This is a genomic window from Bartonella sp. JB63 (assembly GCF_002022665.1).
Taxonomy (GTDB): domain Bacteria; phylum Pseudomonadota; class Alphaproteobacteria; order Rhizobiales; family Rhizobiaceae; genus Bartonella.
This window is the reverse complement of sequence record NZ_CP019788.1, coordinates 1,064,187-1,078,674: the sequence shown is the minus strand read 5'-3', so window position 1 is coordinate 1,078,674 and position 14,488 is coordinate 1,064,187. Positions and strand designations below refer to the sequence as shown.

Here is a 14,488-nt window from a genome sequence, read left to right as displayed (position 1 = left end):
AATTTATTTTTATTTTTTTTTGGAGAATTTGTTATGAAGAAACCATCTCTTACCTTAAAGAAAGGTGATTTAAGTTATTATCCTTGTTCTTCTTGGTTATCTTTATTAAAAGCTGTTTCGTTAGGGACAGCGATGACATCACTTTTATCGAGTGTTTCACCTGTTATTGCAGCAAATTTTGTTCCAACGGAGCAACAAATAACGATTCAAGATTCAAAAAATTTACAGATTGGTCATTTACTTTCTTCAAATGTTTTTCATAAAAGTTCAAAGGATTGTAATGAGAATGTTTATTTTTCTACTAATCGGTTCTGTGGTGTAGATATTGTTGCTTTTAATTCTTTTGATTCAAAGAAAATAGTTTCAGAGAGGATAATCACTGAAGGGAATTACGACAATCTCATTGAGCGTAAAAAGGTTGTTGGTTATAAGCCTGAGAATTCTACGATTTGGCATGTTGATGGTAGAATGACTATTGTAGATCCTATTGATCCTGAAAGATTATACCTAGCTATAGGTCAGGATCCAGTATCGGAAGGCTATTCGTCTGTTGCAATAGGTAATGTTGTTGTACAATCGGGCCATGTGACAAATGAGGGGAATAGTATCCGAGTAGATGGGGGGAGTGTTGTAGGTGGTGGTGCAGTAGCGGAAGGACTTAATAGTATTGCACTAGGTGTTTATGGAAAATATCCTCGTTTTCCACAGGGTATTGTTTGGCATCGGACTCCCGGTCCACAAGCAATGGCTGATGACGCGATTGCTATAGGCGCTGACAGTTTTGTCGACGAAGGCGCAGGCAAAGGGATTGCTATTGGTAAGGGTACCCGTGTTAACGTATTGGGGGGTGTCGCTTTAGGCTATTATAGCACTTCTAGTAGAGAAGGAGGTGTAAAGGGCTATGATCCTCTGGGGAAATCAAATTCAGGTTCGACGTGGATAAGTCAGTATGGTGGCTTTGATATTGGGGGTCGACAAATTACCGGGGTGTCCGCTGGGAGTGAACCTGGTGATGCTGTGAATGTTGCTCAGTTAAAATCCTTACAAGAATGGGTGAAAAACAATGCAGGGGGTGGTTGGAAGCTTTCTGTTAATGGAACATCTGCAACAGATGTTTATTCAGGGAGTATTGTTGATTTTTCATCATCTGGTAGTAATCTTATAGTTTCAAAGGATAGTAATAAAGTAAAATTTGACCTTGCGAAGGAGATTACTGTTGATAGCGTAAAATTAGGAGCATCTACCTTAAGCAAAGACAGCTTAGCGTTTGCAGGTGGTGTAAGTATAGGGCATAATGGGATCTCCGCGGGAAACAAAAAAATCACAGGATTGGCAGATGGTGCTGCAGAGGGTGATGCTGTTAATTTTAAACAATTGAAGGAAGTAGAAAAAAAAGCAGGGGGTTGGAAGCTTTCTGTTGGTGGAGCAGTTGCATCAGATGTTGCTTCAGGGAGCACTGTTGATTTTTCATCATCTGGTAGTAATCTTATAGTTTCAAAGGATAGTAATAAAGTAAAATTTGACCTTGCGAAGGAGATTACTGTTGATAGCGTAAAATTAGGAGCATCTACCTTAAACGAAGACAGCTTAGTGTTTTCAAGTGGTGTAAGTATAGGGCGTGATGGGGTCTCCGCGGGAAACAAAAAAATCACAAAATTGGCAGATGGTACTGCAGAGAGTGATGCCGTTAATTTTAAACAATTGAAGGAAGTAGAAAAAAAAGCAGGGGGTTGGAAGCTTTCTGTTGGTGGAGCAGTTGCAACAGATGTTGCTCCAGGGAGCGCTATTGATTTTTCATCATCTGGTAGTAATCTTATACTTTCAAAGGATAGTAATAAAGTAACATTTGACCTTGCAAAGAAGATTACTGTTGATAGCGTAAAATTAGGAGCATCTACCTTAAACGAAGACAGCTTAGCGTTTGCAAGTGGTGTAAGTATAGGGCGTGATGGGATCTCCGCGGGAAACAAAAAAATCACAAACTTGGCAGATGGTACTGCAGAGAGTGATGCTGTTAATTTTAAACAGTTGAAGGAAATAGAAAAAAAAGCAGGGGGTTGGAAGCTTTCTGTTGGTGGAGCAGTTGCAACAGATGTTGTTCCAGGGAGCACTGTTGATTTTTCATCATCTGGTAAAAACCTTTTAGTTTCAAAGGACAATAATAAAGTAACATTTGATCTTGCGAAGGAGATTACTGTTGATAGCGTAAAATTAGGAGCATCTACCTTAAACAAAGACAGCTTAGTAGTTAAAGGTGTTGGCAAACCAAGCGAAGTGGCTACTTTAAACTCAAGTGGTTTAGTGCTGAAAGGTTCTGGAGATCGGAACGAAGTAGGAGGAGTTTCTTTAAATTCAGGCGGCTTAAAATTTACAAATGCTAAAGGTAGCATAACTGGTCCAGTTATATCAGTCGCTGGAATCAGTGCTGGAAATGAAAAAATTACAAATTTGAAGGATGGAACGATTTCAGCGCAATCTACAGAAGCGATTACGGGAAAGCAGCTTTTTGAGACGAATAGCATGGTTGCTTCATACTTTGGAGGTAAAGCAGGTTATGCAGAAGGTAAATGGACAGCACCGACGTATAATATTCGAGGCAAATCGCATCGTGATGTAGGATCTGCATTTGTTGGAGTTAATGATTCTCTTACAGATATTTATTCGCAGCTTACGAATGTAGAGGGAGGTAGTCTTGTACAGCAAGAAGAAAGTGAAGATGACAGTGGTCGTATCACAGTAGGAGCGAAGGTTGGTGGGACAGAAATTAATTTTTCGAACAAGGATGGACAAGGACGGACACTTTCAGGTTTGAAAGATGGAACGGTTTCAGCGCAATCTACAGAAGCGATTACGGGAAAGCAGCTTTTTGAGACGAATAGCATGGTTGCTTCATACTTTGGAGGTAAAGCAGGTTATGCAGAAGGTAAATGGACAGCACCGACGTATGAGATTCAAGGCGAGTTGCATCGTGATGTAGGGTCTGCATTTGTTGGAGTTAATGATTCTCTTACAGATATTTATTCGCAGCTTACGAATGTAGAGGAAGGTAGTCTTGTACAGCAAGAAGAAAGTGAAGATGACAGTGGTCGTATCACAGTAGGAGCGAAGGTTGGTGGGACAGAAATCAATCTTGCTAACAAAGATGAAGAAACTCGAAAGCTTTCAGGTTTGAAGGATGGAATGGTTTCAGCGCAATCTACAGAAGCGATTACGGGAAAGCAGCTTTTTGAGACGAATACTAAAGTTGCTGAATATTTTGGAGGTAAAGCTAAATATGGCCCTGATGGATGGATTGCTCCAACGTTTCAGATTATTCAATTCAATTCTGATAACAAGACCGGTGAACAACAGTATAAGACGTATAATAATGTAGCAAGTGCTTTTGATGGTATTAATAGAAATATGGAAGATCTGGACAAACGTCTTAATAATATGCAAGGCCAGTTAGGAAATAATGGTTTACATTGGAATGAAGATAAAGGTGTCTATGATGCAAGCCGAGAAGAAGATGGTAAAATTAATAACAGTAAACTTACTGGTGTTGCAGATGGTGCTGTAGAAAAAGGATCTAGCGATGTAGTTACTGGAAATCAACTTTGGGAAACGAATCAAAAAGTTAATAGTCTTGAAAACAAGGTCAATGGATTTGAGAATTCAGTTGGCCAAATGGTAGAGAGTGCTGTTCAGTATGATAAAGATGAAGATGGGAATAAAACCAATAAAATCACTTTAGTAGGGGGTGATGCAAGTGCACCTGTTATTATTGATAATGTTGGTGATGGTAAAGTTGAAAAAGATTCAAAAGAAGCTATTAATGGTGGACAATTATATGAGAAAATGCAGGTTGTTCTCGATGATGCAAAAAAATATACAGACGAAAAGATAGGAAGTGCTATTTCTGAAGCTAAAGAATATACCGATATGAAGTTTGATACCCTAAGTTATAACCTTGAGGGTGTAAGACAAGAAGCAAGGCAAGCAGCAGCTATTGGTTTAGCAGTGTCTAATCTGCGTTACGAAGATGCTCCTGGTGCGTTAAGCATTGCATTTAGTAGCGGTTTATGGAGAAGTCAATCTGCAATTGCTTTTGGAGCTGGTTATACATCTGAAGATGGAAATATCCGTTCCAATGTTTCCATAACAACTTCTGGTGGTCATTGGGGTATAGGTGCAGGTATAAGCGTGAGATTGAAGTAATGATGAGATATCAGAGTATTTTGGGATGTATAATAAGTTGTTTTTTCGCCTTTGTCTTATTAGGAAAAGGCGAAGGTTTTGCTGATGGAAAAAATAACATGTATACACTGTATCCACCCCAACTGTCTGTACCTTCTGGAAAACCTGGAGAAATACGACGGCTCATTATGCAGTTTTATAATTGGACTTTGATTTGTGATGAAAACAAAATCCTTAAGCAGGGTATATGTAATGTAACGCAAACGGTACATGATGAAGAAGATAATACGGTTTTTAGTTGGTCTCTTGTTTCTACAAAAAATGGTCAACCAGCTATGCTTTTCCGTACATTGCCAAATGCTGATACAACTATTCCTATAAAAATATCTATGGAAGGTGTTAAAGAACCTATTTTGGTTCGTTATACGCAGTGTGATCAAGTAGTCTGTTTAGCGCAATCGGTTTTGAGTCCAGTCTTAAGTGATCAAATAGAGAAAAAGAAAAATGTATGTGTTTCCTATAATCTTAAAAAAGGAAAAACATTCTTTTTTAGCTTACCATTTAATGGGTTGAGTGACGCACTGTTTTCTTTACAACGATAAGAGATGTAATAAGTTGAGATGTTTGTTTCAGATAAGTAGTAACTTTTATTTTTTAAGTAAAATAATAATGTAAGATCAAGAATAGAGACCTCTCTTCTTTAATAGATAATTTTGAGCAATCTTATTAAAATGGCAGAAATAAAGTATAAATGCTGGAGAATATTATACTAAAGCTGTTTTCTGTAACCGCTACAGCAAGAAAAAAGTGAAGATGACAGTGGTCGTATCACGATAGGAAAAAAGGTTGGTAGGACAGAAATCAATCTTGCCAACAAATTAGTTATTAGTTTTTAATGCTAAAAACTTTTAAGAAAAAATGATTTTTATTAGATTTCATTTTTTCTTTTTTAAGAGACTTCAAATTTTCATACAAAATTTAAGAATTTAAAAAGCAGAGATATATTTTTTTATTTTTCAGTTTGTGCACATGAAAATTGATTTTTTTGTATTGAAAACTGTTCATTGGAAATTGCTCTTCTTGATATTTTCAAAAAGTTTTCTTTGACATTTGGTTAAATAAATTACGGTTTCGATATTTCTCTACTCATTGATATTGCTGTGCCCGCTAAGTATTTTTAGGGGAAAAATATGCGTTTGGGAAGTTTTATTGCAAAGCTAGAAATTTTATCTTTTTTGAGCTTCTGGAACAATGATGATTTTAGTAAGAATCTATCTCAATTCTAAATATACGATCGGAGTCAAATCGATGATATTTTTATGAAGAGTGCAGATATGGCTATTAATGATAGAAAATTTATTGTCGTGGGATTATCAAAAAACGTGTGACTAATTTTTGCATTAGGTATGATAGGGAAAATTTAATTTTAGCTGGCCATCTTTGTTTGAGATGTTATTGAAGGAAGTTTTGTTCGGTCAGTGATTTAAGAGTTGCGGATTGTGAATTGAGATAAGGGGGTTAAACAGAGTTGGATGTTGAGCAATGGTGTTTAGGGTTCGTCATAAAAACAAATATTTCTAAGTATTAGAAATTGTCAGAATATAGGAATGATAAATTTATGAAAAAAATAACATCAAAAGGTGGTAGAGGTGGTTCGGGATCGTATTTACTATATCAGCGTGTAAAAAAGAAAGCAGGAAAAATTAAGGCATCATCACGGCGATGGTTAGAGAGGCATTTGAATGATCCTTATGTTCATCAATCAAAGGTAGATGGTTATCGCTCGCGTTCTGCTTATAAACTAATTGAAATTGATGAACGTTATAAGATTTTCAAAAAAGGTCAGAAAATCATTGACCTAGGAGCTGCTCCTGGGGGATGGTGTCAGGTAGCGGCCCATAAAGTAGAATCAAGTAGTCAAAAGCCTAGCGTCGTTGGTATTGATTATTTACCGATGGATCCACTGCCCGGAGTTATGGTGCTAGAGATGGATTTTTTATATAAAAATGCACCGCAGAAATTGATGAATGCTTTAGGAGAACAGCCAGACATAGTTCTTTCTGATATGGCAGCACCAACAACGGGTCATCGTCAAACGGATCATTTGAGAACAGTATATTTATGTGAAATGGCGGCTGATTTTGCTCTTTCTGTTCTTAAATCTGGAGGGCATTTTTTGGCAAAGACTTTTCAGGGAGGAGCAGAAAAGACTCTTCTCACTACATTGAAACAGAATTTTAAAACGGTTCATCATGTCAAACCTCCTGCAAGTCGGTCAAGATCAGTTGAACTATATCTTTTAGCTCTTGAATTTAAGGGTATAATTGAAACATAAAAATAGTTTTTTCATTTATAAAAGGTTAAAAATTACTTGACTTTATGTACAGTGTAGAAACTTTTTTAACCAGTTTGTAGTAGTTATTATGTGGTTTTTGTGCATAATGAAAATCTATAAAATAGACGTATTTTTTGTATAGATAAAATAAGTTAATTCCTCAGTAGGCATTTTATGAAATTTCTTGATCAGGCTAAAGTCTATATTCGTTCTGGTAATGGCGGAGCAGGAGCAGTATCATTTCGTCGTGAAAAGTTTATAGAATTTGGGGGGCCAGATGGAGGAAATGGAGGACGTGGTGGTGACGTATGGGCTCTTGTAGTAGATGGGCTCAACACACTGATCGATTATCGTTATCAGCAGCATTTTAGAGCAAAAACAGGGGGACATGGTAGGGGACGTAATATGACAGGCGTAAAGGGTGATGATATCATTCTTAAAGTGCCGGTTGGAACACAGATTTTTGAAGAAGATAATAAAACGTTGATTTGTGATTTGATAGAAATTGGTCAACGTTACTGTCTTGCCAAAGGAGGCAATGGCGGTTTTGGTAATCTTCATTTTACAACTTCTACGAATCGGGCACCTCGGCATGCAAATCCAGGCTTGAGTGGAGAAGAGCGTACACTTTGGCTACGTTTGAAATTGATTGCTGACGGAGGGCTTGTCGGTCTGCCGAATGCTGGGAAATCGACTTTTTTGGCTTCAGTAACGGCTGCAAAGCCAAAAATCGCAAATTATCCTTTTACTACTTTATATCCCCATCTTGGTGTTGCATCTATTGATGCTCGTGAATTTGTTTTAGCTGATATTCCTGGTTTGATCGAAGGAGCTCATGAAGGTGTTGGAATCGGTGACCGTTTTTTAGGGCATGTAGAACGTTGTCGTGTTTTACTCCATTTAGTTTCTGCTCAAGAAGAAGATGTGGCAAAAGCTTATCAAATTATTCGCCATGAGCTCGAGGCATACGGAAATCATTTGAGTGATAAAACTGAGATTGTGGCTTTAAGCCAAATCGATACTCTTCCTGTTAAGGAACGTGAAGTCAAACAGGAAATTTTGCAAAGGGTATCTGGTAAGTCGGTTATGATGTTTTCTGCGGTTAGTCATGAAGGTTTAGATAATGTATTGCGTGCTATTGCACATATCATTGAAAAAGAACAAAAGAATAATGTTTGTGAAGAATGAACAGGATTTATGACAATGGCGGTTGGAATACAAAAACTTTCGCAATATAAACGTATTGTGATTAAGATTGGTTCTGCGCTTTTAGTTGATCCTCAAACAGGTTTAAGGGTTGAGTGGCTTAAAAGTTTAATCAGTGATGTTGTTTTACTACGCCAAAAGGGAGTTGAGATTTTATTAGTTTCTTCTGGTGCTATTGCTTTAGGGCGCAACTCACTTAATTTTTCTAAGGGTTTTTTAAAATTAGAAGAGAGTCAGGCATGTGCTGCCTTGGGCCAAATTGAACTTGCCAAAGCTTATGGTGATGTACTTGCTCAATATGGATTGAGAACAGGTCAGATTTTGCTGACATTATCCGATACGGAAGAGCGTCGGCGTTATCTTAATGCGCGTGCTACTATTGATACACTTTTACGTTTTGGGGTTGTTCCTATTATCAATGAAAACGATACTGTAGCAACAAGTGAAATTCGCTATGGTGATAATGACCGTTTAGCAGCACGTGTTGCAACGATGATGAGGTCGGATCTTTTGATCCTTTTATCAGATGTTGATGGCCTTTATACGTGTTCTCCTCATTTGAATCCAGAGGCTGAATTTGTTTCTTTTGTTGCATCAATTACATGTGATATTGAGAAAATGGCAGGTGTTGCTGCTTCAGAGTTTTCACGGGGTGGAATGAAGACCAAAATTGATGCCGGGAAAATAGCTACTGCTGCTGGAACAGCAATGATTATTACCTCAGGAAAGCGCATGAATCCCCTTGTGGCAGTTGACAAAGGAGAACGCAGTAGTTTTTTTGCTGCAAGAGAGAAACCGGTAAATGCTTGGAAAACATGGATTTCTGGTCATTTAGATCCCTCTGGTGTTTTGATTATTGATCAGGGAGCTGTTAAAGCACTTGAATCTGGAAAATCGTTGCTCGCTGCTGGTGTTATTGCGGTTGAGGGGATATTTGATCGTGGAGATACAGTTGCGATTGTTGATGAAAATCGAATTGAGATTGCCCGTGGTCTTATAAATTATGGGGTGGATGAAGTGAAAATTATTATAGGTCGTAAGAGTGAAGAAATAGAATATATTCTTGGGAATGGAGTACGTTCCACTGTAGTGCATCGCAATGATATGGTTTTACGTCTATTATCAGGTTGAATGTAAAAATTCTTCTTTGATTTATACTCCTTTTGGGTGAATAAGTGATCATATGACTTTAGAAAAACAGATGAGAGTTATGGGGCAGAAAGCACGTGATGTTGCTTCGATACTTGCAAGTGCTTCTGCTGATCAAAGAAAAAATGCTTTAGAAATGATCGCTCTGAGCTTAGAGGCTCAGTCGTGTGAAATTTTATATGCTAATCGTCAAGATTTAGAAAATGCTGTTCGGAATAATTTAACATCTGCGATGGTTGATCGGCTGAAGTTGGATGAATTACGTTTACATGCAATGATCGATAATGTTCGGCAGATTGCTTGCTTACCGGATCCTGTTGGAGAAGTAATCAGTGAATGGACACGTCCAAATGGGCTTCATATTCGTCGCGTGCGAACACCACTTGGTGTAATTGGTATTATTTATGAAAGTCGGCCAAATGTTACTATTGATGCAAGTGCCTTGTGTTTGAAATCTGGAAATGCTGCGATTTTGCGTGGTGGTTCAGACAGTTTTCATTCTTCACTTGCGCTTCATTCTGCATTAGTAAAAGGGTTGGAACAGGCTGGTTTACCTAAGAGTACTATTCAAATAGTTAAAACAAAAGATCGCGATGCTGTTGGAGAAATGCTTAAAGGTTTAGATGGTGCAATTGATGTTATTATACCCCGTGGTGGGAAAAATCTTGTTACACGTGTTCAATCTGATGCACGTGTTCCTATTTTTGCACATTTAGAAGGCCTCTGTCATATCTATATTGATAAATCAGCGGATTTAGATATGGCACGTAAAATCGTACTGAATGCAAAATTAAGGCGTACAGGTATATGTGGAGCTGTTGAGACAGTTTTGATTGACAGTCAGGCATTAAAAAAATTTCTTCCTGTTCTTGCTGCTTTACAGGAGAATGGGTGCGAAATTCGTGCAACAGAGGATATTTTTTTTCTCATGTCTGGAATTAGATTAGCCTCTGAAGAGGATTGGTCTTGTGAATATCTTGATGCAATTTTATCTGTCAAAACTGTTGAGGGTGTTGAGGGAGCTATTGCACACATTAAGCGTTATTCATCAGGACATACTGAATCAATTATTAGTGAAGATATGGAGGTGGTTAAAATGTTTTTTGATCATTTGGATTCAGCCATTTTGCTTCATAATGCATCTACACAGTTTGCTGATGGAGGTGAATTTGGTTTTGGAGCGGAAATTGGTATTGCGACAGGGAAAATACATGCACGGGGACCAATAGGGGTTGAACAGTTGACATCATTTCAATATCACATTAGTGGAAATGGACAGGTTAGACTTTGAAGCAATTATTTTTTCCATGGGAAAATCGTATACCACATGTTGAGAAGTCTAATGTTATTGGCCTTTTCGGTGGGTCCTTTAATCCACCGCATGCAGGTCATATTCTTGTTGCAAAGACTGCAATTTTGCGTTTGCGTCTTAACCAATTATGGTGGATGGTGACTCCGCGAAATCCTTTAAAAAATTGTGTACAATTGCCATCTTTACACCGGAGAATGGAGTTAAGTTTGGAACTTCTTAACCATCCAAAGATTCGCGTAACAGGTTTTGAGAGGGCTATAGGAAGCAAAATATCAATTGACACAATTTCTCATATTTTTACCCGCCATAAGGGAGTATATTTTGTGTGGATTATGGGGGCAGATAATTTAGCAACATTTCATTATTGGCATAGGTGGCATGATATCATGTCTATGCTTCCTGTCGCAATTGTTAACCGTCCTTCAGTACGTATGTCTGCGCTTTCTTCTCCTATGGCCAGAACTTATCGCTATTTTCGTGTGGGTGAGAGAGCAAGTACAATATTGCCTTTTATGAAACCACCTGCGTGGATTTATTTGCATGGACCTTTATCTTTTCAATCTTCAACGAAGATTCGTTTAGAAGGGAATAATTCTTCTTGAACATTGTATAGGATTCTACAACTATTTGAAAGTAGATCCTCTTCACTCTTATGTTGTAAATAATGAGAAAGGATATTAATCTGGAAAAATTTGTACAAAAACACTGTAATATTATTGCTACTTCGGCAAAAGAAAAATGCTTATCAGTTACTCATGGTCTTAAAATTATTCTCAGCAGTTTAGAAGATATAAAAGCAGAGAATGTTATTTCTATTGATTTGCAGGGGAAGTCTTTTTTGGCTGATTATATGGTTATTGCTTCTGGTTATTCGCAGCGTCATGTTTCGGCTATCACTGATCATCTTTTACATGTTTGGAAAGAAAGTGGATACGGTAAGGCAAGGGTAGAAGGAATGGCTGGAGGAAATTGGGTGCTGATTGATACAGGCGATATCATTATCCACCTTTTTCGTCCGGAAATTCGTACTTTTTATAATTTAGAAAAAATGTGGCTCGATTCAGGTTTGGATAATATTGAATCAGTTTTTGTTGGAGACAACTGACATGCAAATTTCTATTTTTGCTGTTGGTCGTATGAAACAAGGTGCTGAACAAGTATTAGTTCACCGTTATTTGGATCGTTTTTCTAAAAGTGCTAGAGCTGTAGGGTTTCATTTTGGGAAAATGCAGGAAATATCAGAAAGTCGTGCTCAGACAGTCTGTCAGCGTGTAGAAGAAGAAGGGAAAAAACTTTTTGAGTCTTTGCCTGAAAAATGCCGATTGATTGTATTGGATGAGCGTGGAAAGTCGATATCATCATTTGTTTTTGCTGAAAAATTAGCATTTTATCGTAATGAAGGTGTTCCTGATTTGATACTTGCTTTAGGAGGACCTGATGGACATAGTGAACAGGTTAGAAATCGAGCTAATTTTCTTTTATCTTTTGGTTTTATGACATGGCCGCATCAAATTGCACGTGTATTACTTACAGAACAACTTTATAGGGCCGTAACAATCATTAGTCAGCACCCTTATCATCGTTTCTAAGTTTCATATGTTTTATATCTATTTATTTGCTTATTAACATTGTTTTAGGTGACAGCATTTAAAACATCCTTAGTTTATGTAATTTAGCTTTATGGTTAGGTAAATGAAGAGGTTTCTTCATGAAAAGATAAAAATACATTATTTATGCAATAAGGTGATATTTCTAATACTGATATTAAGCATGGGTATGGGGATATCTATATTGCATGCTGAAGATATAGACAGTCGTGAAGTAGTAAGAAAAACATTGCAGGATATTCGCAATAATATTTCTGTATCAAGTGAGTATATTGCTTTATTGATACAAAAAGTTGATCGCTTAAAAAAAGATCAACGTACTTTGACTGATAAACTTATAAAAGTTGCTAAAATAGAACGTAATTTCGCAAATAATGTTATTGAAAGAGAAAAAAAACTTAAACAACTTTTAGAACAACAGATGCAAGTGTATCAAAATTTAAAAAATCGTCGAGCTGAATTTGCAGAAATATTAGCCATTTTAGCGCGCGCAGGATTAAAACTGCCTCCTGCTCTTATAGCAAGACCTAAAGATGTTCTTGCTTCTATACGCAGCTCTATTTTATTGGGAGCAGTCATTCCTGATATGCTAGAAAAAACACAGGATTTAACAAAAAGTCTAAAAAAATTAACCGATTTAAACCGTGTAATTACTACAGAATGCGCGAATTTAAAAGCTAAAATGCAGAGTCAGGCTGAACAGCTTAAACATTTAGAGTTTTTATTAGGTGAAAAAGCGAAATTACAGAAAAGATCAGAAAAAGAGCTTATAATGCTGCGACAAAAAAATATTACTCTTATAAAAAAAGCTCAGTCTTTAGAAGAATTAATTTTAGAGCTTGATCATCAAGCACAATCCGATTCTTCTTTATCAGAAGAGATGCAAAAGAATTTACAATTATTAGAACGGATGGATTTTAAAAACAAAAAAGGTCGCTTATTTTTACCTGTTTTAGGAAAAAAAATTCAACAGTTTAATAATAGTTCGCATGTTGCACGCTTTGGTGAAATTATTGCAACAGAACCAGCAGCTGTGGTTGTTGCTCCTACTGACGCTCTTGTTGCTTTTGCTGGATCGTTCCGTTCTTATGGGCAATTAATCATTCTTAGTGTTGGAAATGGTTATTATATTATTCTTATCGGAATGGCTAAAATCAATGTAAATCAGGGACAGTTTGTTCTTTCAGGTGAACCTATTGGTATGATGGGAACGCAATTTCTTGCGAGTACTCTCGCATTAGATATAGGCAAAAGAACTCCAATGCTTTACATTGAGTTTAGAAAGCATGGAAGACCTGTGAATCCAAATCCTTGGTGGCAGACTGAACAATTGAAAAGGAACAAAAATGATTCGTAAAGTTATTCTTTCGGTCGCTGTGATGTTGCTCAGCGCTGGTTCAATAATTATGGTGCAGTCTGTTTCTGCCAATAATGACAGTAATACTTATAAACAATTGGCTATATTTGGTGATGTATTTGAACGAGTGCGTGCGCACTATGTGACAGTTCCAAATGATAAAAAGCTTGTTGAAAATGCTATTAACGGTATGCTTTCTTCACTTGATCCCCATTCTTCTTATATGGATGCTGAAGCAGCAAAAGATATGCGAGCTTCTACTAAGGGAGAGTTTGGTGGTCTTGGTATTGAGGTGACCATGGAAAAGAACCTCCTTAAAGTTGTTTCCCCAATTGAAGATACGCCAGCTTCAAAAGCTGGTATTTTAGCAGGAGATGTTATTTCAAAGATTGATGGTAAACAGGTAAACGGTCAATCCTTGAATGAAGCTGTGAAGCAGATGAGAGGTAATATTGGTACACCGGTTACACTGACAATTATTCGTTCTGGTGTTGATAAACCATTTGAGATCAAAGTTATTCGTGATGTTATCAAGGTGAAGGTGGTTAAATATCGTATTGAAAATGATATTGGTTATTTAAGACTCATTCAATTTTCTGAACAGACTTTTGGTGATCTGCAAGCTGCAGTTAAAGATATTCAATCCAAAATTTCTAAAGATCGTTTAAAAGGATATGTGCTTGATTTACGCCTTAACCCTGGAGGACTCTTAGAACAAGCTGTTAGTATTTCAGGTGCTTTTCTTAATAAAGGTGAGATTGTATCAATTCGTGGTCGCAGAAAGAAAGATGTGACGAGATTTGATGCTAGACCAGGAGATTTAATTAATGGTAAACCTCTCATTGTACTTATTAATGGTGGTTCAGCAAGTGCTTCTGAAATTGTCGCAGGAGCTTTACAAGATCATCGCCGTGCTACAATTTTAGGAACGCAATCTTTTGGTAAGGGATCTGTTCAAACGATTATTCCTTTAGGTGAAAATGGAGCCTTACGTTTAACGACAGCACTTTATTATACACCAACTGGTACATCGATTCAAGGAACTGGGATCACACCTGATATTATTGTAGAGCAACCATTACCTGAAAAATATAAGGGTTATAATGTAACACTTGGTGAATCTGAGTTACAAGGACATATCAGAGGAAAACAAGAAAGTGATAAAGGTTCTGGTTCAGCCGCTTTTGTTCCTAAAGATCCTAAGGATGATGTGCAATTAAATGAAGCTTATAAGCTTTTACGAGGTGAGATAACGCATAAGGCATTTCCACCGGATCCTCATCAAGATACTTTAAAGTAAGGAGAAATGTGTACAGTATATATTTTTTATGAGTTGCACTTTAATA

Annotated in this window: 11 protein-coding genes; all 11 read left to right on the top strand. The window is 37.1% G+C overall.

Translation table 11 applies throughout. The annotated features are described in order from the left end of the window. The first annotated feature begins 33 nt into the window (after nucleotides 1–33). The 11 genes from BJB63x_RS04740 to BJB63x_RS04690 all read left to right on the top strand — a co-directional run bounded on the left by BJB63x_RS04740 (nucleotide 34) and on the right by BJB63x_RS04690 (nucleotide 14,442). Nucleotides 34–4,197, top strand: a complete 4,164-nt coding sequence (locus BJB63x_RS04740) for a YadA-like family protein (RefSeq protein WP_078719215.1) — start codon at nucleotides 34–36, stop codon at nucleotides 4,195–4,197. Continuing rightward, nucleotides 4,197–4,778, top strand: coding sequence for an invasion associated locus B family protein (locus tag BJB63x_RS04735; protein ID WP_078719214.1), 582 nt, complete (start codon nucleotides 4,197–4,199; stop codon nucleotides 4,776–4,778). Before BJB63x_RS04740 ends, BJB63x_RS04735 begins: the two co-directional genes overlap by 1 nt. A 1,016-nt stretch (nucleotides 4,779–5,794) precedes the next feature. Next, nucleotides 5,795–6,511, top strand: a complete 717-nt coding sequence (locus tag BJB63x_RS04730; RefSeq protein ID WP_078719213.1) for an RlmE family RNA methyltransferase — start codon at nucleotides 5,795–5,797, stop codon at nucleotides 6,509–6,511. Between the two features lie 174 nt (nucleotides 6,512–6,685). Then, nucleotides 6,686–7,699, top strand: a complete 1,014-nt coding sequence (gene obgE, locus BJB63x_RS04725; protein WP_078719212.1) for a GTPase ObgE — start codon at nucleotides 6,686–6,688, stop codon at nucleotides 7,697–7,699. A 15-nt stretch (nucleotides 7,700–7,714) separates the two neighbouring features. Then, nucleotides 7,715–8,848 carry a glutamate 5-kinase gene (proB, locus tag BJB63x_RS04720; protein ID WP_078719558.1) on the top strand — a complete coding sequence of 378 codons (1,134 nt, stop codon included), beginning with the start codon at nucleotides 7,715–7,717 and terminating at the stop codon, nucleotides 8,846–8,848. Between the two features lie 52 nt (nucleotides 8,849–8,900). Next, nucleotides 8,901–10,157, top strand: coding sequence for a glutamate-5-semialdehyde dehydrogenase (locus tag BJB63x_RS04715; protein WP_078719211.1), 1,257 nt, complete (start codon nucleotides 8,901–8,903; stop codon nucleotides 10,155–10,157). A 29-nt stretch (nucleotides 10,158–10,186) separates the two neighbouring features. After that, nucleotides 10,187–10,780, top strand: coding sequence for a nicotinate-nucleotide adenylyltransferase (locus BJB63x_RS04710; RefSeq protein WP_078719557.1), 594 nt, complete (start codon nucleotides 10,187–10,189; stop codon nucleotides 10,778–10,780). A gap of 59 nt (nucleotides 10,781–10,839) precedes the next feature. Then, nucleotides 10,840–11,283: a ribosome silencing factor gene (rsfS, locus tag BJB63x_RS04705; RefSeq protein WP_078719210.1), complete on the top strand. Its 444-nt coding sequence runs from the start codon at nucleotides 10,840–10,842 to the stop codon at nucleotides 11,281–11,283. A 1-nt stretch (nucleotide 11,284) separates the two neighbouring features. Continuing rightward, a complete protein-coding gene (gene rlmH / locus BJB63x_RS04700) occupies nucleotides 11,285–11,767 on the top strand; it encodes a 23S rRNA (pseudouridine(1915)-N(3))-methyltransferase RlmH (protein WP_078719209.1) in 483 nt (160 codons plus the stop codon). A 181-nt stretch (nucleotides 11,768–11,948) separates the two neighbouring features. After that, nucleotides 11,949–13,142, top strand: coding sequence for a murein hydrolase activator EnvC family protein (locus tag BJB63x_RS04695; RefSeq protein WP_442855938.1), 1,194 nt, complete (start codon nucleotides 11,949–11,951; stop codon nucleotides 13,140–13,142). Next, nucleotides 13,132–14,442 (top strand): S41 family peptidase, encoded by a 1,311-nt coding sequence (locus BJB63x_RS04690; protein WP_078719207.1) that lies wholly within the window; start codon nucleotides 13,132–13,134, stop codon nucleotides 14,440–14,442. The genes BJB63x_RS04695 and BJB63x_RS04690 overlap by 11 nt, the downstream gene beginning before the upstream one ends. Nucleotides 14,443–14,488: the final 46 nt, after the last annotated feature.